The 22,578-nt window shown below is 71.4% G+C and carries 17 protein-coding genes; 8 read left to right on the top strand and 9 right to left on the bottom strand.

All coding sequences use genetic code 11. From position 1 onward, the window contains the following. Positions 1–226 precede the first annotated feature (226 nt). Positions 227–1,567 carry a polysaccharide lyase family 1 protein gene (locus ACFZBP_RS08375; RefSeq protein WP_391411614.1) on the top strand — a complete coding sequence of 447 codons (1,341 nt, stop codon included), beginning with the start codon at positions 227–229 and terminating at the stop codon, positions 1,565–1,567. A gap of 39 nt (positions 1,568–1,606) precedes the next feature. On the opposite strand, the gene metG is transcribed toward ACFZBP_RS08375, so the two are convergent. Together metG and ACFZBP_RS08365 are read right to left on the bottom strand one after the other, a co-directional pair. After that, entirely contained in the window at positions 1,607–3,322 is a 1,716-nt protein-coding gene (gene metG, locus ACFZBP_RS08370) for a methionine--tRNA ligase (RefSeq protein ID WP_383449756.1), read from the bottom strand. A gap of 155 nt (positions 3,323–3,477) precedes the next feature. Then, positions 3,478–4,860 (bottom strand): VWA domain-containing protein, encoded by a 1,383-nt coding sequence (locus ACFZBP_RS08365; RefSeq protein WP_391411108.1) that lies wholly within the window; start codon positions 4,858–4,860, stop codon positions 3,478–3,480. Between the two features lie 277 nt (positions 4,861–5,137). Here ACFZBP_RS08365 and ACFZBP_RS08360 point away from each other — a divergent pair, with 277 nt between their 5' ends. Beyond that, complete coding sequence (locus tag ACFZBP_RS08360) at positions 5,138–7,210, top strand: alkaline phosphatase PhoX (protein ID WP_391411106.1); 2,073 nt, start codon at positions 5,138–5,140, stop codon at positions 7,208–7,210. A gap of 28 nt (positions 7,211–7,238) precedes the next feature. Here ACFZBP_RS08360 and ACFZBP_RS08355 read toward each other — a convergent pair whose 3' ends face one another. Next, positions 7,239–8,198, bottom strand: coding sequence for a LysR substrate-binding domain-containing protein (locus tag ACFZBP_RS08355; RefSeq protein WP_383449759.1), 960 nt, complete (start codon positions 8,196–8,198; stop codon positions 7,239–7,241). A 173-nt stretch (positions 8,199–8,371) separates the two neighbouring features. Between ACFZBP_RS08355 and snpA the strand changes: the two genes are divergently transcribed. After that, positions 8,372–9,022: a snapalysin gene (gene snpA, locus ACFZBP_RS08350; RefSeq protein ID WP_383449760.1), complete on the top strand. Its 651-nt coding sequence runs from the start codon at positions 8,372–8,374 to the stop codon at positions 9,020–9,022. Positions 9,023–9,201: 179 nt separating this feature from the next. Here the strand turns inward: snpA and ACFZBP_RS08345 are convergent, their stop codons facing one another. After that, positions 9,202–11,157, bottom strand: a complete 1,956-nt coding sequence (locus ACFZBP_RS08345; protein ID WP_391411103.1) for an FUSC family protein — start codon at positions 11,155–11,157, stop codon at positions 9,202–9,204. Between the two features lie 156 nt (positions 11,158–11,313). Between ACFZBP_RS08345 and ACFZBP_RS08340 the strand changes: the two genes are divergently transcribed. Both ACFZBP_RS08340 and ACFZBP_RS08335 read left to right on the top strand, forming a co-directional pair. Beyond that, positions 11,314–11,805: a DUF2975 domain-containing protein gene (locus tag ACFZBP_RS08340; protein WP_383449762.1), complete on the top strand. Its 492-nt coding sequence runs from the start codon at positions 11,314–11,316 to the stop codon at positions 11,803–11,805. Next, the gene (locus ACFZBP_RS08335) at positions 11,805–12,053 is read left to right on the top strand and encodes a helix-turn-helix domain-containing protein (protein ID WP_391411100.1); all 249 of its coding nucleotides are present in this window, start codon (positions 11,805–11,807) and stop codon (positions 12,051–12,053) included. Before ACFZBP_RS08340 ends, ACFZBP_RS08335 begins: the two co-directional genes overlap by 1 nt. Here the strand turns inward: ACFZBP_RS08335 and ACFZBP_RS08330 are convergent. Next, a complete protein-coding gene (locus ACFZBP_RS08330; RefSeq protein WP_391411098.1) occupies positions 12,050–12,847 on the bottom strand; it encodes an alpha/beta fold hydrolase in 798 nt (265 codons plus the stop codon). The two genes, ACFZBP_RS08335 and ACFZBP_RS08330, sit on opposite strands and share 4 nt — an antisense overlap. A 115-nt stretch (positions 12,848–12,962) precedes the next feature. Here ACFZBP_RS08330 and ACFZBP_RS08325 point away from each other — a divergent pair, with 115 nt between their 5' ends. Next, a complete protein-coding gene (locus tag ACFZBP_RS08325; protein WP_391411612.1) occupies positions 12,963–14,285 on the top strand; it encodes an aminotransferase class I/II-fold pyridoxal phosphate-dependent enzyme in 1,323 nt (440 codons plus the stop codon). A 66-nt stretch (positions 14,286–14,351) separates the two neighbouring features. Here ACFZBP_RS08325 and ACFZBP_RS08320 read toward each other — a convergent pair whose 3' ends face one another. Together ACFZBP_RS08320 and ACFZBP_RS08315 are read right to left on the bottom strand one after the other, a co-directional pair. Next, complete coding sequence (locus ACFZBP_RS08320; RefSeq protein ID WP_383449864.1) at positions 14,352–15,278, bottom strand: hypothetical protein; 927 nt, start codon at positions 15,276–15,278, stop codon at positions 14,352–14,354. 227 nt (positions 15,279–15,505) lie between these two features. Further along, positions 15,506–15,970 carry a hypothetical protein gene (locus tag ACFZBP_RS08315; protein WP_391411096.1) on the bottom strand — a complete coding sequence of 155 codons (465 nt, stop codon included), beginning with the start codon at positions 15,968–15,970 and terminating at the stop codon, positions 15,506–15,508. Between the two features lie 109 nt (positions 15,971–16,079). Here ACFZBP_RS08315 and ACFZBP_RS08310 point away from each other — a divergent pair, with 109 nt between their 5' ends. Next, positions 16,080–17,276, top strand: coding sequence for a SpoIIE family protein phosphatase (locus ACFZBP_RS08310; protein WP_391411094.1), 1,197 nt, complete (start codon positions 16,080–16,082; stop codon positions 17,274–17,276). A 69-nt stretch (positions 17,277–17,345) separates the two neighbouring features. Beyond that, complete coding sequence (locus ACFZBP_RS08305) at positions 17,346–19,247, top strand: hypothetical protein (protein ID WP_391411092.1); 1,902 nt, start codon at positions 17,346–17,348, stop codon at positions 19,245–19,247. Between the two features lie 22 nt (positions 19,248–19,269). On the opposite strand, the gene ACFZBP_RS08300 is transcribed toward ACFZBP_RS08305, so the two are convergent. Both ACFZBP_RS08300 and ACFZBP_RS08295 read right to left on the bottom strand, forming a co-directional pair. Further along, a complete protein-coding gene (locus tag ACFZBP_RS08300; protein ID WP_391411090.1) occupies positions 19,270–21,246 on the bottom strand; it encodes an Ig-like domain repeat protein in 1,977 nt (658 codons plus the stop codon). 181 nt (positions 21,247–21,427) lie between these two features. Then, positions 21,428–22,252 (bottom strand): NPP1 family protein, encoded by an 825-nt coding sequence (locus ACFZBP_RS08295; protein ID WP_391411088.1) that lies wholly within the window; start codon positions 22,250–22,252, stop codon positions 21,428–21,430. Positions 22,253–22,578 lie beyond the last annotated feature (326 nt).

Raw genomic sequence — 22,578 nt, 5'->3', positions numbered from 1 at the left:
TGGCGGCGGGGGGCGATCGATGCCAACCCAATGGGCAACATCCCCGTGATGTCCGCGACTTGACCACCGTTCAGTCAAAAGATTCACGGCAACCTTTCCGATCTCCGCGACCACGAAGGGATCGGAAGCCCGTTCACCCGGGCCCGCTCGCCGGCGCGCGAGCCTCACCGAAGCATGTAAGGACTCATTCGTGGCATCCCCTTCGCACCGCTCCACGGCCGGCCCCATGCCCCGCCCGTCCCACCGCCGCTCCCTGCGCGGGCGCCGCACCGTCGTCGTCACCGCCGCCGTGGCCGTCGCCGGCGCGGGTGCCGGTGTCTTCGTGCTGAACGCGAACGCCGACGCGGTCGACCTGTACCACCAGTCCCTGTCCGCGAAGGACGGCTGGGCGGCCGCCGGCTCCGGTACGACGGGCGGCGCGAAGGCCGACTCCGCGCACACCTTCACCGTCAGCACCCGCGCCCAGCTCGTGAAGGCGCTCGGCTCGGTCACCGACACCACACCCCGGATCATCAAGGTCAAGGGCGCCATCGACGCCAACACCAGCGACGCCGGCAAGAAGCTGACCTGCGCCGACTACGCCTCCGGCACCGGCTACTCGCTCGCCGCCTACCTCAAGGCCTACGACCCGGCGACGTACGGCAAGAAGGCGCCCTCGGGCAGCCAGGAGAACGCCCGCAAGGCCGCCGCCGACAAGCAGAAGAAGAACATCGTCTTCCGCGTACCGTCCAACACCACCATCGTCGGCGTCCCCGGCACCAAGGCCGGTATCAAGGGCGGCAGCCTCCAGGTGCAGAACGTCAGGAACGTCATCGTCCGCAACCTCGCCTTCTCCGCCACCGAGGACTGCTTCCCGCAGTGGGACCCGACGGACGGCTCGGCCGGCGAGTGGAACTCGAACTACGACTCGGTCACCCTGCGCGGGGCGACGAACGTCTGGGCCGACCACAACACGTTCACGGACGCGCCGACCTTCGACACGTCCCTGAAGACCTACTTCGGCCGCAAGTACCAGATCCACGACGGCGCCCTCGACATCACCAACGGCTCCGACCTGGTGACCGTCGAGCGCAATCTCTTCGACTGCCACGACAAGACCATGCTGATCGGCAGCAGCGACAGCGACAGCACCGGCAAGCTGCGCGTCACCCTCCACCACAACGTGTGGAAGGGCATCGTGCAGCGCGCGCCGCTGGCCCGGATCGGCCAGGTCCACCTCTACAACAACCTGTACGACACGACGACGCTCAACGGCTATACGCCGAAGTACAGCATCGACTCCCGCGCCAAGGCCCAGGTCGTCGCCGAGCACAACGCCTGGAAGCTGCCCTCCGGCGCCAAAGCAGCCAAGCTGCTGAGCGGCGACGGAACCGGCTCGGTCGCGGGCAGTGGCAACCTCGTCAACGGCACCTCGACCGACCTCGCGGCCGCCTACAACGCCGCGAACTCGAAGAAGATCAGGACGACGGTGAACTGGAAGCCGACGCTCACGGCCGGACTCCGGACGTCGGCGAAGAACCTGGTGACGGAACTGGCGACGACGACCGGCGCCGGGGTCCTGAAGTAGAGACCCACGGCGTCGGCCTTCACCGGCTTCCGGGCTCCCTTACGCCGCCTCGCCGCCGAAGCGCTCCTTGTACGCCTCCAGGTCGTCGTCCGTCAGCTTGGCGAACAGGACCGGGGGGACCGTGAAGGGGGTGCCGGCGGGGACGGACGTGAGGGAGCGGGCCTCGTCGGCGCTCACCCAGGTCGCCGTGTCGTCGCTGAGGGCGAAGGCCTGGCGCATGGCGGCCGCCGACGTCGGGATGAACGGCTCCGAGACCACCGCGTAGAGGTGGATCAGGTTCATCGCCGTACGCAGGGTGAGCGCGGCGGCGTCCTTGTCGGTCTTGATCTCCAGCCAGGGGGCCTTCTCCTCCAGGTAGGAGTTGCCCGCGGACCACAGGGCGCGGAGCGCCGCCGCGGCCTTGCGGAACTGGAGGGCCTCCATCTGGGACTCGTACTCGGCCAGGAGCTCCGCGATCTGCTCGCCGAGCCTCGCCTCCGCCTCGCCGGCCTCGGCGCCCGCCGGGACCTCCTCGCCGAAGCGCTTCTTCGAGAACGACAGGACGCGGTTGACGAAGTTGCCGAGGGTGTCGGCCAGGTCCTTGTTCACCGTGGCCGTGAAGTGCTCCCAGGTGAAGGACGAGTCGTCCGACTCGGGGGCATTGGCGATCAGGAAGTAGCGCCAGTAGTCGGCGGGGAGGATCTCCAGGGCCTGGTCGGTGAAGACACCGCGCTTCTGGGAGGTGGAGAACTTTCCACCGTAGTACGTCAGCCAGTTGAAGGCCTTGACGAAGTCGACCTTCTTCCAGGGCTCGCGGATGCCGAGCTCGGTGGCCGGGAACATCACCGTGTGGAACGGGACGTTGTCCTTCGCCATGAACTGCGTGTAGCGGACGTCGGTGTCGACGTCGTACCACCACGACTTCCAGTCGCGGTTCTCCGGGTCCTGGTCCGACCACTCCTTCGTCGCGCCCAGGTACTCGATCGGGGCGTCGAACCAGACGTAGAAGACCTTGCCCTCGGCCGCCAGCTCCGGCCAGGTGTCCGCCGGGACGGGCACGCCCCAGTCCAGGTCACGGGTGATCGCACGGTCGTGCAGGCCCTCGGTCAGCCACTTGTGGGCGATGGAGGACGCCAGGTGCGGCCACACGCCGTCGTGGCGGGCGACCCACTCCTTGACCTCGTTCTGCAGCTTGGACTGCAGGAGGAAGAGGTGCTTGGTCTCGCGGACCTCCAGGTCGGTGGAGCCGGAGATCGCCGAACGCGGGTCGATCAGGTCCGTCGGGTCGAGTACGCGGGTGCAGTTCTCGCACTGGTCGCCGCGGGCCTTGTCGTAGCCGCAGTGGGGGCAGGTGCCCTCGACATAGCGGTCCGGGAGGAAGCGGCCGTCGGCCGGGCTGTAGACCTGGCGGATCGCCCGCTCCTCGATGAAGCCGTTCTCCTGGAGCTTGCGGGCGAAGTGCTGGGTGATCTCGACGTTCTGGGGGGAGGAGCTCCGGCCGAAGTAGTCGAACGCCAGCGCGAAGCCGTCGTAGACCGCCTTCTGGGCGTCGTGCGCCTGTGCGCAGAACTCGTCGACGGGGAGGCCCTGCTCCTTCGCCGCCAGCTCGGCCGGGGTGCCGTGCTCGTCCGTCGCGCAGATGTAGAGGACGTCGTGGCCGCGCTGGCGGAGGTACCGGGAGTACACGTCCGCCGGGAGCATGGACCCCACCATGTTGCCCAGGTGCTTGATTCCGTTGATGTACGGAAGGGCGCTGGTGATGAGGTGTCGAGCCATCGGGGGCTGCTCCCAGGTCGGTTTCTGTGTGCTTTGCGAACCTTGAAATCGTAGCCGACATGGGTGGGCCGCCCGCTTCCCGTTTTGAGGGGTGGGAAGGGGGCGGCCGGGGATCTTCGGTGGTGATCCGTATCCGTCGGTGGTGATCTACGGGGTTACGGGCGCCAGTCGATCAGTACGCCGTCGTAGAGCTCCGCGTCCGTGAGTTCCAGGGGGGTCGGGCCCGCGTGGAAGAAGGCCGTGTTGTCGGTCTTCAGCTTGCGGAGGTAGTCGAAGGCCTTGTTGTCGTGGTCGCCGAACGCGATGAAGGAGAAGAAGACGGCGGGGTGGGACTTCGCGGCGTTCGTGAGGGCCTGGGTGGCGGGGGTCTTCGCGTCAGGGGCGCCGTCGGTCTGGAAGACGACCAGGGCGGGGGTGCCGGGGGTGGCGTTCTTGTCGTAGTGGGCGAGGACGGCCTCCACGGCGGCGTGGTAGCTGGTGCGGCCCATGCGGCCGAGGTCCGCGTGGGCGGCGTCGACGGCGTTCTCGGGGGAGGTGGGGGTGAGGTCGGTGGTGCCGTCCACCTCCGTGGAGAAGAAGACGACGTGGAGGGAGTGGTTCGGGGCGTCGGGGTCCAGGTGCTCGGCGAGGGCGAGGGTCTGGTCGGCGAGGGCCTGGGCTGAGCCGTCCTTGTAGTACGGGCGCATGCTCGCGGAGCGGTCGAGGACGAGGTAGACCTTGGCGCGGGCGGTTGTCAGGCCGGCCTTTGCGAGGGCGAGGGCGGGGGCGTCCGGCTGGGGGTTCGCTGCGGGGGCCTCCGGCTGGGGCGTCGGCTCGGCCTCGGCTTCGCCTTCGGCCTGGGTGTTCCCACCCGCACCACCCGTGCTGGTCTCGTCGTCGGCTGCGGGTGGCCCCTGTGGGGCGTCCTCGCCGTCGGCGGCCGCGGGCTCCGGCTCCGCCGCGGCCTCCTCGGCCACCGGCTCCGCCTCGACCGGCTCCTCAGCGGCCGGCGTCTCCTCGGTAGCGGGCTCTTCAGCGGCCGGCGCCTCTTCAGCGGCCGGCGCCTCTTCAGCGGCCGGCGCCTCTTCAGTGACCGGCGTCTCCTCGGCGACCGGCTCTACGACCGCCGGCTCCTCGACGGCAGGCGTCTCCGAAATCGTTTCCTCGGCGACCGGCTCCTCAGCCGCCACAGGCGCCTCAGTCAGCGGCGCCTCAGTCACCGGCGCCTCAGTCACCGGCTCCTCGGCAACCCGCTCTTCCGTCGGCTCCGTCGGCTTCGGGACCGTGACGTTGTCGAAGGCGGCCGCGACCAGTTCGTGCTCGTCGTCCGAGTTGTCCTGGTCGGTCTGCGGCTCGGTGGGCTTGAGGGCCTCCGGTGTCTGGTGGTCCGCGTTGCGGGGTTCCGGGACCTGGGCCGTCGGGGTCGGCTGGGGTTCCGGGGTCGGGGACGGGACCGTCGGCCGGGGTTCCGGCGAAGGCGTCGTCGCACCCTCTGCTTCGGCGGTACGCCCCTTGCGTGACCGGCCGAACGCGTTCCGCAGGAGAGTGAGAATGCCCATGTGCGCAACCCTTCGCGTGAGTTGATGCCCGTAGATCCCTGGCCAGGACGGACACGTAAGGTTAGCGGCCCCGGATGGCGATCTTGGGGAGGGGCTGCCATCAGAGCACCTTGTTCGTCAAGGGCTGCATCGCGCCGAGTCCACGCGAGGGCTCAACTTCGGTACCGCTACCTCTGGTTCACCTTTAGTTCATGCGGTCGCCCCGCTCCCGCACAAACGTGCCCCTAGCGTCCCCCACGCCGCATTCAAGGGGAAGTAAAGGGGAGAACGAGACACCATGCGCATTCCGTTGCCGATCATCAGAACGAACAGCGACTCGCACCCGGGTGGCCGGTCCGCCCTGACCTGCCGGTTCCGGTGTGGTGACGCGTGTTTCCACGAGGTGCCCAACACCACCGCGAACCCGTACGTCGGTGACGTCATCGCCGAGGCCGTCAGCCGCCGCACCACGCTGCGCGCCGCCGCCGTCGTCACAGCGGCCGCCGCCGTGAGCGGCACCGTCACCGTGGCCGCGCCGAAGGCGGACGCCGCCGAGGCCGCCGGCGTGTCCGAAAGGACCGGGTCCTCCCGGGGTGCGCGAGGTCTGCGCTTCAACCCCGTCGCGCCGAACACCGCCGACACCGTGACCATCCCGGGCGGTTACGCGCAGAACATCGTCATCCGCTGGGGCGAGCCCATCCTGCGGGGCGCCCCCGCGTTCGACCCGGAGAACCAGACCGCCGAGGCCCAGGCCAAGCAGTTCGGGTACAACAACGACTTCCTCGCGCTGCTTCCGCTGCCGGGTGAGCGCGATCGGCAGGTTCTCGTCGCCAATCACGAGTACACCGATGAAGTGCTCATGTTCCGTGGGTACGACGCCGCCAACCCGACCAGGCAGCAGGTCGAGGTCGCCTGGGCGGCTCACGGGCTCTCCGCCGTGGTCGTCGAGGGGGACCGGCGGACCGGGAAGCTCACGCCCGTGCCCCGGCATCCGCTCAACCGGCGTGTGACCGCCACCTCCGAATTCAAGGTCACCGGCCCGGCCGCCGGGTCCGACCTGCTCAAGACCTCCGCCGACCCGACCGGCACCAAGGTCCTCGGCACGCTCAACAACTGCTCCGGCGGCGTCACCCCGTGGGGCACCACCCTCCACGGCGAGGAGAACTTCAACCAGTACTTCGCGGGCGCCACCCGCGCGACCGACAAGCGGTACGGGCTCGGGACCGGTGCGAGCGAGCGTCAGTGGGAGCGGTTCGACAAGCGGTTCGACGCCGCCCAGGAACCGAACGAGCCGCACCGCTTCGGGTACGTCGTCGAGCTCGACCCGTACGACCCCACCTCCAAGCCGCGCAAGCACACCGCGCTCGGGCGCTTCAAGCACGAGGGCGCCACGGTCCGGCTGACCGAGGACGGGCGTCCGGTCGTCTACTCCGGTGACGACGAGCGCTTCGACTACTTCTACAAGTTCATCGGCAGCAAGCGGATGAAGAAGGGCCACTCGCGCGCTGTGCGGGAGCACAACCTCTCGCTGCTCGACGAGGGGACTCTCTACGTCGCCAAGCTCACCGGGGACTCGCCCGCCATCGAGATCGACGGGACCGGGAAGCTTCCGGCCGACGGTGAGTTCGACGGCAGCGGCGAGTGGATCCCGCTGGCCACCGCGACCGCCGACGGCGCCGTCTCGCACGTCGAGGGCATGACCGCGGACGAGGTGTTCGTGTTCACGCGGCTCGCCGGGGACAAGGTCGGCGCCACCAAGATGGACCGGCCCGAGGACATCGAGCCCAACCCGCACACCGGCAAGGTGTACGTCGCGCTCACCAACAACACCAATCGCGGCGTCGGCTCCAACGCCAAGGCCGACGAGGCCAACCCGCGCAACGCCAACAAGCACGGCCAGGTCCTGGAGCTGACCGAGCGCTGGAACCGCGCCGACAGCAAGAAGTTCGCCTGGACGCTGTTCCTGGTCGCGGGCGATCCGGACGACCCGGCCACCTACTTCGCCGGGTTCCCGAAGGAGGACGTCTCCCCGATCTCCTGCCCGGACAACGTCGCCTTCGACTCGTACGGCAACCTGTGGATCTCCACCGACGGCAACCAGCTCGGCTCGCACGACGGCCTCTTCGGCGTCGCTACGCGCGGTGAACGCCGTGGTGAGCTGAAGCAGTTCCTGACGATGCCGAACGGTGCGGAGACCTGCGGGCCGGTGATCCAGGACCGCCGTGTGCTGGTCTCCGTGCAGCACCCGGGCGAGATCGACGGCGCGACGGCCGAGAAGCCGCTGAGCGCCTGGCCGGACGGGCAAGGGAAGATCAACCGCCCGGCTGTCGTCGCCGTCTGGCGCAAGGACGGCTGCGACATCGGCGTCTGAGCCCACAGAAACCGATCAGGGAAACCGATCACGGGAGTGCTGGGACCGGCGGCTGCCGCTCACCGTCGTGTTCCAGCCATTCCCGCTCCAGCCATTCCCGGTACGCCGGCGCCTGCCGTGCCACCTCCCAGTACGCCTCCTCCAGCGCGGGATAGACCCCGTCCAGGTCCGTCTCCGTACGGGCCGCGAGGAGCAGGCGTACGCCCAGGGGGTCGCCGTGCAGGCGGCGTACGGCCATGGTGGGGCTGTCGGCGTGGGTGGGCTGGCAGACGGCGACCACCTCGCCGGTGGCGACCAGGGCGTCGGCCGTGTAGTAGTCGCCGTGCAGGACGTGCGGGCTGACGCCGGCCGCGCGGAACATCCGCTGCACCGCGTCCCACTCCCCGTCGACCGTCGGGTCCACCATCCAGCGGTCGGCGGCCAGGTCGGGCAGGGTGACCTCCGCCTTCGCCGCGGCCGGATGGTCGGTCGGCAGCGACACGAACTGCGGCTCGCGCTCCATCAGCACCCGCAGGCGGAGCTCGGGCGGGATGCGGAGGGGGCAGCCCTCGACCTCGTGCACGAAGGCCACGTCCAGCTGGCCGTCGGCGACCATGCGGAGCAGGGCGTTCGGGGAGACGTTCATGTGCAGGGTCGGATCCTGGCCGTGGCCGCGCAGCCGGCGCAGCCAGCCCGCCAGGGCCTTGCTCGCCGTCGAGCCGACCCGCAGCTCCGCCCCGCCCACCGCGGCCGCCCTCGCCTCCGCGACCAGGGCACGCATATCGGCCACCAGCGGCCGGGCCCGGCTGAGGACCAGACGGCCCAGCGGGGTGGGGCGGCAGCCGGTCCTCGCGCGTACGAACAGCGCGCCGCCCAGCTCCTGCTCGATCCGCCGCAGTTGCGTGCTGAGCGATGGCTGGGCCACGCCGAGCTGGCGCGCGGCCCGGTGCAGACTGCCGGTGTCCGCTATGGCGCACAGCGCGCGGAGGTGTCTCACCTCGAGGTCCATGCCCTCGCACACTAAAGCGGAACAACAGGTTTCACCAGCCGCACAAATCCCCCCGGACCCCTGCCAATTGGGGTCCTGATAGGGCGGGGCTATCACTGATTGCCATCATCACAGCGGTCCCACAGGCGCCGACACTCGCCTTGACGACTCACCCCCCCACCTAGGAGTCATCGATGCGTATGTCCCTGTCCGCCCGTACGGCGGTGGCAGTCAGTCTCAGTGTCGCGGCCCTCGGGCTCGGTACGGCGGCTCCGGCCACGGCGGCCCCCGCCCACGCCGGCTATGTCGCCAAGTCCGCGGAGTCCGACGCCAGTCGGGCGTTCTTCGAGGCGGTCCTGAAGTCCGTCGCCGAGAAGCGCGCCGCGAACCCCGGCGCCGCGGCCGCCGTCACCGTCACCTACGACGCCTCCGCGGCACCCACGTTCAGCGCGCAGATAGCCCGCAGCACCCAGATATGGAACGGTGCTGTGTCCAACGTCAAGCTCCAGCAGGGCTCGAACGCCGACTTCACCTACCGCGAGGGCAACGACTCCCGCGGCTCCTACGCCTCGACCGACGGTCACGGCAACGGCTACATCTTCCTCGACTACCAGCAGAACCAGGAGTACGACTCGACTCGCGTCACCGCGCACGAGACGGGGCATGTGCTGGGGCTGCCGGACCACTACGAGGGGCCGTGCAGTGAGCTGATGTCGGGAGGCGGGCCTGGCCCGTCCTGCACGAACTCCGTCCCGGATGCCAACGAGAGGGCACGGGTGGATCGGCTGTGGGCCAACGGGTTCGCTGCCGCGATGGACAAGGCGCTTGAGAAGGTCGGCCGATAGGTCTGCCCGAGTTCCACCCCCCACATGGCGCGGTCGCCCTCCTGCACGGGGCGGCCGCGCCGGCTTTTGGGCGCCTGACAGCTCGGGTGGTCTCTCCTTGTGGGCGGCTGCGGGCTGTGTGTGTTGGGGGGCTGGTCGCGCAGTTCCCCGCGCCCCTGGGCGTTGCCGGCCAGGCACCCCTAATGAGGTGAGGCGATTGCGCGTGCTGCTGCTACCTCCTGGCGTAGGGGCTCCAGGACGCTGCCCGATGGGCCGGTGAGGTCGGTGCGGACCTCGTACAGGGTCTCCGCCTTCCTCACGCCCTCCGCCAGCTCGCGTAGCTGGAGGGCGACCTGGGTGACCTCGCCTGCGGACGGTGGGGGCGAGCCGTGTTTCACCCGTACCCGGGCCGCTGTCGTGGCGTCGACGATGCGTTCGACGGCGACGACGAGGGGCCACCAGGCCGCCGCCCGGCGGCCGGTGGGCGGGGGCTCGGTCAGGGCGCGTTGGAACTCGGTGCGGATGGCGGAGAGGTTGCGGTAGAGGCGGCGGCGCATGCGGGCGCGGGCCGCGGGGTCGACTGCGGCGGGGCCGAAGGCGCCCTCCACGTAGCGGGCCGTGTCCTCCACGGCGTCGGCGAGGCGGTCGCCGACGCGGGTGTGCCAGCTCTCCGGCCAGAGGAGGTAGCCGGCGATCAGGGCGATGGCGCAGCCAATGAGGGAGTCGACCAGACGGGGCAGCAGCAGGGCGGTGCCCTGGCGGTTGAGGACGTCGGACAGGAGCAGGATCACCGGGGTGATGGCTGCCGTCTGGTAGCCGTAGCCGCGCGGGGTGAGCGCGGGGACCAGGGGTGCGAGCAGCAGCAGTACGGGTACGTCCCACCAGCCGCGCGGCACCTCCGCGAGCACCGCCGCCGCGATGACCAGCCCGGCGACCGTGCCGAGGGCGCGCAGCAGGGCCCGGGAGAAGACCGAGCCGAAGTCGGGCTTGAGGACGAAGGTGATGGTGAGGGCGACCCAGTAAGAACGGGGGACCGGGATGATCGAGACGAGGACCTGGGCCAGGCCGATGCACAGGGCGAGGCGCAGGCCGTAGCGCCAGGAGGCGGCGGAGAGAGTGACGTTGCGCAGGGCGCGGGCGGCGCGGTCGCTCAGCGCGGCGGGGCGGCCCAGGCGGTCGTCGATGCCGCGCGGGTCGACGTCCGGGCTGGCGACGACCTCGGCGGCGTGGCGCAGGGCGTGGTCGACGGCGCGGGCCGTCTCGGTGGTCGGGGTGGGGAGCTTCAGGCCTGTCGGGCCGGTGTAGCCGGTCTCCACGGCGGAGGCCAGGTGCCGTACGGCCTCCGGGACCTCGGGTGGCAGGGGCCTGCCGCTGAGGCGGGCGGCGGGGGCGGCCTCCACGACCGGGGTGATGGCGTTCAACTGGGCCAGCAGCCGGGTGAGTTCGGCGCTGCGGCCGTGGTGGCGGGCGCGGTGGGCGAGGATGATGTCGTACGACTGGTTCAGGGACTGGGTGACGGCGTGCCGGGCGTCGTCGTAGGCCAGGGTGGCGCCGACGCCGCTCTCCCCTCCGGCCGCCAGCAGTTCGGCGACCTTGCGGTAGGTGTCCGCGACCGCCGCCCGTTCCGGCACCCCCGATCTGAGCGGCCAGGCGAGCAGCGCGAGGAGCAGGACGAGGAGCCCGCCGCCGGACATCAGCAGCGGCGCCAGCCACCAGGCGCCCGGCATCGGAAGGCCCGCGCCGACCACGCTGGTCAGCAGCAGCACCAGGCCCGCGGCGGAGGCGACCGCTCCGATCGTCGAGATCATCCCGGAGACCAGCGCCACGCCGGTGACGGCGGCGACGGCGACCCAGCCGTGGCCGTAGACCGCGGCACCGACGGTGATGCCGACGGCGCCGAAGAGCTGGGGGATCGCGATGGTGGGGATACGGACGCGGTAGGCGGCGGCGGTGTCGCTGATGACGCCGTTGAGCGCGCCCATCGAGGCGAGGGCGCCGTAGAAGGGCCGGTCGACGGCCAGCCCGATGGCCAGCGGCAGCGCGATGGCGAGGGCGGCGCGGATCACGGCGGGCCGGTTGACGGGGGCCGGCTGGGCCCGGAGGTTCCGCACCAGCCAGTCGGGAGGGGTGAGGCCGATGGGGAACTCGCGGGACATGCGCCCCATTTTCCTGGATGGGATGCCCGAATCCTCCCTCACGAGGGGTCGGTGTGGGATGAAGACTTGTCCGCCCTATCGAAATTCGATAGATTCCCATCGCAAGTCGATGCGTCGACGCGTCGATGCCTCGATGGAAGGTCGGAAGGTCAGGCCATGGGAAAGCTGACAGTGGGCGCGCTGCGTGCCGTGCTCGGGGTGGTGCTCGTCGGCACCGTGTTCGTACAGGCGGGGATGGTCTGGGTGTTGGTCAGCGGCAGTGACCCGGAGGACGGCTCGCTCCCGCTGACCGCGCTGCGCGTGATCACGATCCTGGGCATGGTGTCGGTCCAGGTCGCCCTGGTCTGCGTGTGGCGGCTGGTGACGATGGTGCGACGCGGAACCGTGTTCTCCCCCGCCGCCTTCCGGTACGTGGACGGAGTGATCGGCGCGATCGTCGCGGCCTCCCTGGTCTGGTTCGCGGTCACGGCCGTCAACGCGCCGGGCCAGCGGGAGGACCCGGGCGTCACCGTCATCATGGCCGGGATCGGCGTGGCCATCCTCGGGGTCGCCCTCATCGTGCTCGTGCTGCGGATGCTGCTCGCCCAGGCCGTCGCCCGCGACGTCGAAGCGGCGCGGATGCAGGCCGAGTTGGACGAGGTGATCTGATGCCGATCGCCGTCGACATCGACGTGATGCTGGCCAAACGGAAGATGTCCGTGGGCGAACTCGCCGATCGCGTGGGCATCACCCCCGCCAACCTGGCGGTTCTCAAGAACGGCCGCGCCAAGGCGGTGCGCTTCGCGACCCTCGCCGCACTGTGCGAGGTGCTCGACTGCCAGCCGGGCGATCTGCTGCGGTGGGAGGCCGAGGAGGCCGAGGAAGTCGCGGAAGTCGCGGAGAGCGGACTCGCCTAACGCTCGTCGTCCGCGCGGGCCAGAAGCTCCCCCAGCGCCTCGTTGAACTCCCCCGCCCGCTCCAGGTTCGGCATGTGTGCAGCGCCCTCGATCACGCGGAGGGTCGAGTTCGGGAGTGCGGTGTGCATCGCCTTCGCGTCGGACACGGGGGTGTAGGTGTCGTCGGCGCCCACGACGACCAGGGCGGGGACGGTGACGTGGGTCAGCAGGGTGCGGTAGTCGGGGCGTTCGGCGCGGCCGCGCAGGGCGGCCGCGGCGCCCTCGGGCGGGGTCGCCGTCATCATGTGGTGGACGTGGGCCTTGACGTCGGGGGTGGCGTAGGGCGCGACCATCTTCTCCAGGACCTCGTCGGCGTAGCCGCGCATGCCCTCGCGCAGCAGGCGGTCCGCCATGGCGCCCCGTGCCCGCTTGCCCTCGGGTGTCTCCGCCGCCGGGAAGGTGTCCGCGAGGACCAGGCCGCGGATGCGGTGCGGGAAGCGGGCGTAGCACTCCATGACGATCTGGCCGCCCATGGACAGGCCCGCCAGTACGCAGGTCTCCACCTTCAGGTCGTCCAGGAGGGCCTCGATGTCCCCGGCGAAGACCGAGAGCGGGGTGGTGCCCGGGACGACCGGGGAGGTGCCGTAGCCGCGCAGGTCGGGGGCGATGACCCGGCGGGTGGGGGAGAAGGCCTCGATCTGCGGGGCCCACATCGTGTGGTCGAAGGGGTGGCCGTGGATGAGGACGAGGGGGAGCGAGGAGGTGGCGGCGGCGACATCGGCGCCTTTGTCCTCGTATGCGAGGAAGGGTCTCATGTGGACGACCCTAGATCGCCTCAACTGCTCGGTGCAATAAGATCTTTGCCCTCGGTGCAATCCGGAGAATCCGCACGGTGATCGGTACTTGGGGGAGCAGCTCGTGAATCGGATCGTGGACGACTATCGGCGTCTCGCCGACCGCATCGCCGACGACATCGCCCACGGACGGCTCCAGCCGGGCGAACGGCTGCCTCCGCAACGGGTGTTCGCGCGGCGGCGCGGGATCGCCGGGTCCACGGCGGGGCGGGTGTACGCCGAACTCGTACGGCGGGGTCTGGTCGTCGGCGAGGTCGGGCGCGGGACGTTCGTGCGGGCGGCGCCGACGGGGTCGGGTGAGCGGGCGCTCGTCGAGGCCGCGACCGCGGCGCCGGTCAACCTGGAGCTCAACTACCCCTCCGCGCCGGGCCAGTCGGAGCTGCTCGCCCCCGCCCTCGCCCCGCTGCTGCGGCCGGACGTCCTGACGGAGGCCCTGCGCCCGGCCGCCGCCGACGGTACGCCCGAGGCCCGGGAGGCGGCCGCCGCCCTCCTCGCCACCCCCGGCTGGCGCCCCGCCCCCGGCCGGATCCTGTTCACCGGCAACGCCCGCCAGGCCGTCGCCGCCACCCTCGCCTCCCTGGTCCGCCCCGGCGGCCGGGTCGGCGTCGAGGCGCTGACGTACCCCGTGGTCAAGGAGATCGCCGCCCGGCTCGGGATCACCCTGGTGCCGCTGGCCACCGACCAGGAGGGCCCGCTCCCGGAGTCCGTCGCCGCCGCCCATCGCACGACTCCCCTGGCCGCGCTCTACCTCCAGCCCACCCTGCACAACCCCACCTCGGTGACGACGAGCCCCGCGCGAATGTTCCAACTCGCCCATGCTGCCCTCGACTTGAGCATCCCGATCGTCGAGGACCGCATCTGGTCCTTCCTCACGGACGACGCCCCCCTGGCCGTCCACGCCCCCGACCTCACCCACGTCGTCGACGGCCTCTCCAAACGCGTCGCCCCCGGCCTCACCGTCGGTTTCGTCGTCGTACCGGAGGAACGGGTCGACGCGGTGGCCGCCGCCGTCCGCTCCGGCGGGTGGAGCGCGGGGCGCTTCGCGGTGGCGGCGGCCACGCGGTGGATCGGGGAGGGGACGGTGGAGCGGCTGGTGGCGGGCAAGCGGGCGGATGCCGCGCGTCGGCAGCGGATCGTGGCGCAGGAGCTGCGGGGGTTCACCGTACGGTCCGACCCCCGCGCCTATTACGCCTGGTGGGAGCTGCCCGCCCCGTGGCGCGCCGACACCTTCACCGCCGCCGCGGCCGCGCAGGGCATCGCGGTGACACCGGGCCCCGCCTTCGCGGTCGACCCGAACCGCACGCCGGACGCGGTCAGACTGGGGCTCGGGTCGGTGAGCGAGGTGGATCTACGGGCGGCTTTGCGGGCGTTGGCCGGGGTCGTGCGGGGTGGGGGGTGAGCGCTGGGGGGGGTAGGTCGGGGTGGGGGTGAACGGTGGCGGGGGCTGGTCTCGCTGTTCGTCGCGTCAGGCTCGGGCCCGCGTCGGTTCCTGGGCCGGATCCGCGGTGTGGGCCGCGGCGGCTCGGCGGTGTTGGGTGAGGAGGTGGGCCAGGCGGCAGGTGAGGGCCACCGTGAGGCCGAGGGCGATCAGGAGCCAGGAGACCTCGCGCAGGGTCGCCGTCAGGGCGTCGTAGATCGCGGCCGCGGCCGGGCGGTGGGCCGGCTCGGGGAGGTCGGCGAGGGTGAGGCGTCGGCCGAGCGTCAGCGCGAGGAGCAGGAGCGCGCCGCCCAGGGCCGTGCCCAGCGCGGTGGCCGTGACCGCGCGGCGGCGGCACGCGGAGACGGCGATGCCGGTCGCGGCGAGGACCGCCGCCGAGACGGGGAGCCAGAAGGCGGCGACCTCGAGCACCTCGTACCCCTTCCTGAGGCGGTGCACCTCATGGGCCGGCAGCAGCGCCACCTCGGTGTGCTCGACCGGGATGTGACGGGCCAGCGGCACGTGGTCGTCGGTCAGTCGGCGTTTGATCTGCGCGGTGACCGGCGCGAGGTCGACCGTCACCGCGCGCTCGCGCCCGTCCTCAAGGGCGCTCAGCACGGCGTCGTGGACCACCCTGTTGCCCGCCTCCCACGCCGTACGGAACGCCTCGGTCCGGGTGAAGGAACGCACCGCGTCCTGCGCGAACGGCCGCACGGAACCGGGCTCGGGCGCGGTGGGCGACGCCGGGGACGCCTCCATCCGGTCGTCGATCTCCCGCATGATCCCGGCGCCGACCGTGTCCGCGACCGCGCCCTGCACGGCCGGATCGGCGGCGAGCGGCGCCATGGCGGTGACATAGCGACCGGTGTCCGCCAGCCCGTACGTCACCCATGCCGCCAGCGCCCCGAACGGCACGAGGAGGCACGCCAGCGCGATCAGCGCTGCCGACAGGGCGTTCCGCAGCCGGGTGAGCACCCTTCCAGGCAAGGGTCACGGGGGCTCGGGCGCCAGCGCCGTGCCTGCATACGGCCGCACGATTCCGCTCTCCGGTGGAGCGTTCACCCGAACGGGTGTCTCATGGATCAGGGATGCAGAAATGCAGAGATGCAGGGATGCAGAAGATGCAGGGATGCAGGGGAACGGGTCGGCCCCGGTGCCATCGGTAGTCAGCCATCGGTCACCGGGGTCGATCCGCGTGTCCGTCAGGCGAGCCGGTGGCCCTGCGCGTCCTCGTGCGTGTAGTAGCGGTAGAACAGCACGACGAAGCAGGACGCGCCGATCACGAGCCCCATCAGCGAGGACCTGAGGACCGAGGCGTCGGTCTGGCTGTACAGGAACCCGAACGTACCGCCCGTGAAGGCGGCCCACAGGATCGCGTGCACCTCGCGGATCGCGAGGGAGGCGATCGAGCGGACGGCCACGTACAACACCATGAACGCCGCCGCCGTGACGAAGCCGAAGAGCAGGTTCCAGCCGGTGATCTCGCCGCCGGCACGCCGGTTCGCCGCGGCCCAGTAGCCGTAGACGAGTCCGAGGACGACCGGTGCGACCACGCTCATCGCGCGGTGCGTCCGCGCGCTGAAGACATCGGGCAGACCCCTCGTGCCGGCCGTGGCCGTTCGCGCCGTCACGGTCCGGCCGCCGGGCGCGGGTGCCGCATGAGCCATGAGAGCACTCCTCTCTCCTCGCCCCGCCATCCAGGGCACACCCCGAGCGGGCGCCTGGCAAGTCGGCACCCGGATGCGGCCCGGTGACCGGCGTGCTTGTCTGAGGCCCATGAGGGCCGTCAGCGAGGGTGGAGCCGGCCCGCAGGGCGCCGCCCGCCGGCCGGAGCTGCTGCGCGTGCGCGGCCGCAGTGTCGCCTGGGTGCCGCCGCTGCTGCTGCTCGTCGCCATCGTGTCGGTCGATTTCAAGACCAGCAGCGACTTCCGGATCCTGTCCTGGATCGTGCTGGTGCCCGGTATCGCCGCCGCGATCTGCGGGGTGTGGGGGACGGCCGTGTTCGCGGTGCTGGCGCCCGCCACCTACCTCGCCGCGGACGCCGCCCTGCCGCACGAGTACCAGGCCGGCATCCCCGACCTCGTCCTCGCCGGCATCGGCGGGGTCCTCGCCACGCTGGCCTGCGTGGTCCGGGTGCGCGGGGAGCAGCGCATGCTGCACATCCAGGACGTCGCCGAGACGATCCGCCGCACCGTGCTGCGCCCGCTGCCGCCGGGCTGGGGCGGACTCGAACACGCGGAGGTGTATCTCGCCGCCGACAGCGAGGCCCGGGTCGGCGGCGACTTCTACGACATCCAGACCGGCCTGTACGGCACCCGCGTCATCCTCGGTGACGTCCAGGGCAAGGGGCTCGCCGCGGTGGAGGCGGCGGCCGCGCTGCTCGGCACGTTCCGGGAGGCCGGCTACCACGAGCCGGACCTGGCGACGGTCGCCCAGCGGCTTGAGGTGCGCATGCAACGGCAGATCCGGATGCGTACGGCTCTCGGCGGCCAGGACGACGACCGGTTCGCCACCGCCGTACTGATCGGCTTCCCCGACGACGAGCCGGACGCGGTGGACGCCCTCCTCCTCGGTCACGAGTGCCCGCTCGTCGTCGGACCGGACGGCGTACGGTCCCTGCCGCCCGGCCGGCACGGCCTGCCCCTCGGCCTCGGCGAACTCGACCCCGTCGACGGCCCGCCGCCCGTGCACCGGGTGTCCCTGCGGCCCGGCGAGACCCTGCTGCTGACCACGGACGGCGTGACCGAGGCCCGTGACGGCGAGGACGTCTTCTTCCCGCTGGCCACCGAGGTCGCCGCGGGCGTCGCCGCCGACCCGGGGATCGCGCAGCCGCGGCGGCTGGTCGACTTCGTGCGGGACGGCACGCTCAGGCACTGCGGGGGGCATCTGGCCGACGACACCACGGTGTTCGCGGTGCGTCGGAGGAGAACTGGTGTGGGGAATACGGACGGAATCGGGCGTAAAGAGTCCTGAGATCCCGCTTTGCAGCCGCAGCGGTTACCGTGCTGCCCTAAGTGATCGACGGGGGATGGGGAGGGACCGATGCCCGGAACCGTGCTGCTGCTGGCCGCCGCCCCGGCGGGCAAGGGCTGTCTGGTGGACGCCGCCTCCGTGCTCCCCGTCCTCGCCGCCGTGCCGCCCACGGTGCTGTCCGGCACGGACACGGCGAACGTCGTGGAACTCGCCGACCCGCTGGAACCGCAGGCCGTCCTCACCCGGCTGCGCGCGGCGGCGGCCTCCCCTGCCCCCCTCACGGTCTTCGTCACCGGCCAGCTCCACCTCGACCGGCGCCAGCACCTGCCCCACCTCGCGCTGGCCCGTACGACGCCCTCGACCGTCCGCTACACCGGCTTCCCCTGGCACTGGTTCCGCGAGGAACTGCGCCTGCGCGCACCGGGTTCCACGTCCCTCGTCCTCGACCTGCACGCCGACGCCGAGACCTGGGAGTGGCTGGGCGCCAACCCCCTGGACTCCGGGCGCAACAACGCGGTCTACGGCCGTATCGCCCCGCCACCGAGCCGCCGTACGGTCGCGGGCCCCGCGTACATGAAGGCCGTGGCGACCCTGCTCCGCAGCGGCCACCGTCCCTCCCTCGACCAGCTCCATCAGCAGGCCCTGACCCGCATCTCACGCGAGGGCGGCGTCGGCACCGACATAGTCCTCACGGCCTACGCCCCACCCCAGCTCCCGACTCCCCCACGAGGCTTCGACCCCAACCCGAACCAGGCCCTGGCCCCCATCCCCGGTTACGGCACCCCGACGCCCCCGGCCCAGCCCTCGTTCCCGAGCACCCCACCCCTGGCGCCACAGCCCACCGCCCCGTCCCCGGCCACCGCGCCGAGTCCGACGCCGCCCGCGGCCGCCGCCCCGGGCTCCCTACCGCTCCCCGCGGAGAGCCCCGCTCCGGGTACGACACCGCTTCCGGCCCCGGGCAGACCGTCGGCTTCGGCCCCGAGCACGGCTACGGTCCTGACGTCGAGCCCCACCCAGAGCGCTGAACCGAGTCCCCTGCCCCTCCCACCACAGCCCTCGGCTTCGGCGCCGGGGCCGGTTCCTGTGTCGAGCGGCGCGCAGAGCCCTCAGCCCAAGCCCGCGCCCGGCGGCGTCCAGAGCCACGAGCCGATCCCCGCGCCTGGTCCCGGGCAGAGCGCCGAGCCGACTCCGGTTCAGGCTTCCCAGCCGCTTCCCGCGGAGACCACGGCTCCGGTACCGGCGCCGCTTTCCGCGCAGGACACGCCATCGAGCCCGGCGCAGGTCGCTGCCCCAAGCCTGGTCCGGAGCGGTGAGCCGAGTCCGGCTACGGACGTCCTGCCGCCCTCGGCTCCGGATGCCCCGCCGCAGCACACGCCGTCGACCTCGACGCCGATCCCGGCGCATGGCGGCGGACGGAGCCCCGAGCCGGACCCCGACCTGGCCGCCACCCTGGTGATACCGCTTCCCGGGCGTGGTGCCGTGCCCGAGTTGCCGCCGCCGCCCGGGCACCCGCCCGCGCCGGCCCCCGCGGAGCGGGCCGCGTCGACCCCCGACCCCCACGCCACCATCGCCGCTGCCGTCGAGGCCGGGCGGCATGGTGAGGCGGAGGTGTTGGCGGCGCACTATGAGCAGAGTGCGTTGCGGGCGTATGGGCCGGCTTCGGAGGAGGCGTTGCACTGGATCGAGGTGCGGGCCGATCTGGCGATGATGGCGGGGGATCCGGTGCGCAGTTGCCGGGCGTGGCTGATGGTGGCGTCGGCGCGGCTGTCGGCGGGGCAGGCGGTGGACGCGCCCGCGGTGGAGGCGGCGGTCGACCGGGCGCACCATCAGTGGGGGCAGATCAAGGACGCCGTCCCGGCACGCGAGCTCGGCCCCGCGCTCGCGGAGCTGCGGGGCCGAGTGCCGGGACGGCGCCGGGGTGCGCTGGAGAACGTACGGCGGCAGCTTCAGCAGCTCCAGACGCAGGTCTGAGGCACCGCCCCTGAGCCGGACGTCACTTCGTGAAGACGAAGTACTTCCAGGCGCCGTACGTCGTCGTGTTCACGTTGTCGCCCGACGTCGTGTCGATGTACGACGAGCGGATCCTGAAGCGCGGGCCGACGGGCGGTGTGCCGTCGAGGGTGACGGAGTCCTTGCCGTAGGTGTCGAGCGCGAAGTACCCGGTGTGCGTGGTGTGCCAGGCGCCGTCGTAGAACCGCTGGACCTGGAGCTGGTACTTGCGGCCCCGGTACATCGTCATCGTCGTGTTGTGCACCGGGTCCTTGGACTGGCGGAAGTAGTAGTACTTCTGGTTCCAGGCCGTGGCCGTCTTGTACGCGCCGCTGAGCGAGGTCGACACCACCACCTTGGTGTAGACGGTGTTGGTCGTCGTCTTCGCCGCGTACCGGGTGTCGCCCGTGAACTTCGCGCTGACCTTGGTGTCCCGGGTGAGGCGAAGGGTCGCGGTCAGGTTGCCGCCCGAGTCGACCGTGCCCTTCTTCACCAGGGCGTTCGGCTTGTCGGAGCCGTAGGGGTCGGCCCAGATCTCCACCGTGCGGTTCTTGTACGTGGTGCCGAGGTGCGCGGTGAAGGTGACGGAGCTGTTGTAGCCGTAGACCTTGAGGTTGTTGTTCAGCGTCAGTGTCGACGCCGTCTTGGCGACCGTCACCGAGTCGGCGGCCGTGGCACCCGCGTGGTCCGCGTCGCCCGCGTACGTGGCGGTGTACGTCACCTTGCCGCCGGCCGGCGGCGTGTCCGTGAAGGTGTACGAGCCGTCCGCGGCGACGGTCGCGGTGCCGAGCGCCTTGCCGGCCGGGGACTCGTCGTCGGTGCGGGTGACCGAGACCTGGGTGCCGGCCGGGAAGGCGGCGGACGAGGCCAGCTTGCCGGTCAGCGTCAGCGCCTTCGCGCGCGGCGCCGTCGCGGGGGCGTCGACCGTGAGGGTGGTGGCGACCTTCGTCGGGTCGTCGTAGACGTGCAGGGCGTAGGCGTCGCTGCCGCCGCGGGACACCGCGAACAGCTTGCTGCTGTCCGGCGCCCAGGCCAGCCCGCGCGCGGTGAGCTGGTCGGTGCCGAAGGTGAAGTCCTTCAGCGGGATCGAGGTGCCCGGCTTGAAGAGATGGACGTCCGGCTCGTCGGTGGAACTGGTGCCCGCCGCCACGTCGCCGTTCGGGGCGATGTCCACCGCGTTCGGGTACGGGTTGGTGACGTACTTGCCGTCCTTGGACAGGTCCGTGAGCTTGTAGACGGCCTGGTAGTACGGGGCACCGCTGGCGGTGACGACGTCCTGGCCGTCGGGCGTGACGGCCAGGTCCGTGAGGTTGCCGCCGCCCGTGGCACCGGGGTCGAAGGCGTACGCCGTCTGGCTCGGCGTGCCCGAGGAGACGTCGTACACCGCGAGGACGACCGGGCTCTGGCCGGGGGCGCCCGCGACGAGGGTGCCGGGGGCGCCGGCGGAGGCGTCCACCATCGGGGCGGAGTACCAGGCGTTGGTGGGCGCCTGGCCGAGGGCGACGACCGGGTCGCTGCCGGTCAGGTCGAGCGAGCCGATGTTGCCCTGGGCGGCGCCGCCGTAGCCGAACCAGATCTTGCCGCCGGTCTCGGCGAGGTACTGCGGGTCGGCGGTGCCCGTGGAGTAGCGGTGGGCCTCGGTCGCGGTCGCGGTGTCGATGGCGACGATCGCGTCGGCGTCGCCCACGGCCGCGTACACGGTCCCCGAGTCGGGCGACAGCTCCAGGCCGAGGACGCCGGGCAGCGAGCCGACGGTGCCGACGACCGTGCCGGTGTAGTCGGTGACGACGACCTGTCCGGCGGTCGGGTCGCTGATGAAGACCCGCTGGTGGACCCCGTCGACGACCATGTCGCCGGTGGACTTCAGGGGCAGGGACGCGCTGGAGTCGGCGGCCGCCGACCCGGTGCCGGCCGCGACCAGGGCGACCGAGCTGAAGAGGACCGCGAGTGCCGTCGCGGCAGGGAGAGTGCGTCTGCGCACGGTGATTTCGAACCCCCCGGAACGAAGAGATGAGAAAGCGATCGCAGGCTAGATCATCGCCCTGACAGCAGGGTTAAGCCCGGTGTAAGAGGGCGGTGTGAACGGCCCGGTGAGGGCAGGGAGGAGCCCCCGGCGGGACAGGGGGGAGTGTCCGCGCCGGGGGCGGCTCGGGGGTGCGGGGTCAGTTGCTCCAGGCGTTGAACTGGATGCCGGACGGCTTGGCCTCGTTCAGGTCCTTGCGGAAGTGGTCGTCCTTGTCCTGGAGGGGGAAGTTGGCCTTGCCCCACGAGGAGCCCTCAAGGGCCTTCCAGGCGCTGTGGTAGCTGCTCCACAGGATGTCGTAGGGGGCCAGGGCCGGACGGTCCCAGCCGCCGTTCCCCCACGCCTCCGCCCGCTCGCCCGCCTTGGCGAAGCGGAAGGAGTGGGTCAGGCCGCCGTCCTTGTGGTAGACGACCTTGAAGCGCTTGCCCTCACGCTCCACGTCGTTGAACCGCTTGGTGGTGTAGTTGCCGTGCGCGGAGACGGACACATAGCTGGGCCACTGGTCGTTGCCGTGGTACCAGACCACCGCGGACTCCCACTCGTGGCGGTGCCCGCCGACGACGTTGCCGGGCGCGTTCTGGTCCTTCTCGAAGTACAGGGTGTAGATGACGCCGCACCAGCCGGAGCTCCTGTCGCACTTGGAGCGCGAGTAGGTGTTGGCCTTGCCGAGGTGGTTGGTGCGGCAGCCGCCGGTGATCGACCCGGTGTCCTGGAGACCGCCGTTGAGCCTCCCGTTCGACTCGACGGCGGCAGCGGGGAAGCAGCTGTCGGAGTCGTAGTCGAAGAGGGGCTGGAACATCTCCTGCGTCGGTGCCTTCTCCCACACCTTTTCGATATTGATCGCGTTCATGACGGCGGCGTTGGCGCTGCCGGTCAGGCCGGCGCTCAGCGCGACGGCGCCGGTGACGGCGAGCGCCGCCTTGCCGAGGCGGGACGCTCTCTGGGTCTTGACGGTCTGCGGCATCCGGGTCTCTCCTCCAGTGCTCGGTCTGCCGGGAATCCGGCGTGGCGAGATCGAGACTGGGGAGCGGGGAGTTGATCGACAGCCCGTTCCGATCAGGGCGATCAATTCCGCTGGTCGGCGGACGGCACTGTTCTCCCGGCGGCCATCACCCGCTCCTGACGCGTCGCACGGCGTTCACCTCGCGTCTTCACGGCCGTCCGACGGCAGCCGACCGAGGCGGGCGTCCTGGAACCGGAGCATTGATTTCCGCATCTCCTTTGTCAGGACAATCAAAATTTCATGATCAGTGGTGATTTGGTTCGCCGGGTGCCGCTGCTGGAGGTACG

Origin of the sequence: Streptomyces sp. NPDC008086, assembly GCF_042957325.1 — a bacterium.
Classification (GTDB): Bacteria; Actinomycetota; Actinomycetes; order Streptomycetales; family Streptomycetaceae; genus Streptomyces.
Note: the sequence above shows the minus strand (reverse complement) of the source record. Positions and strands in the feature narration are given on the sequence as shown.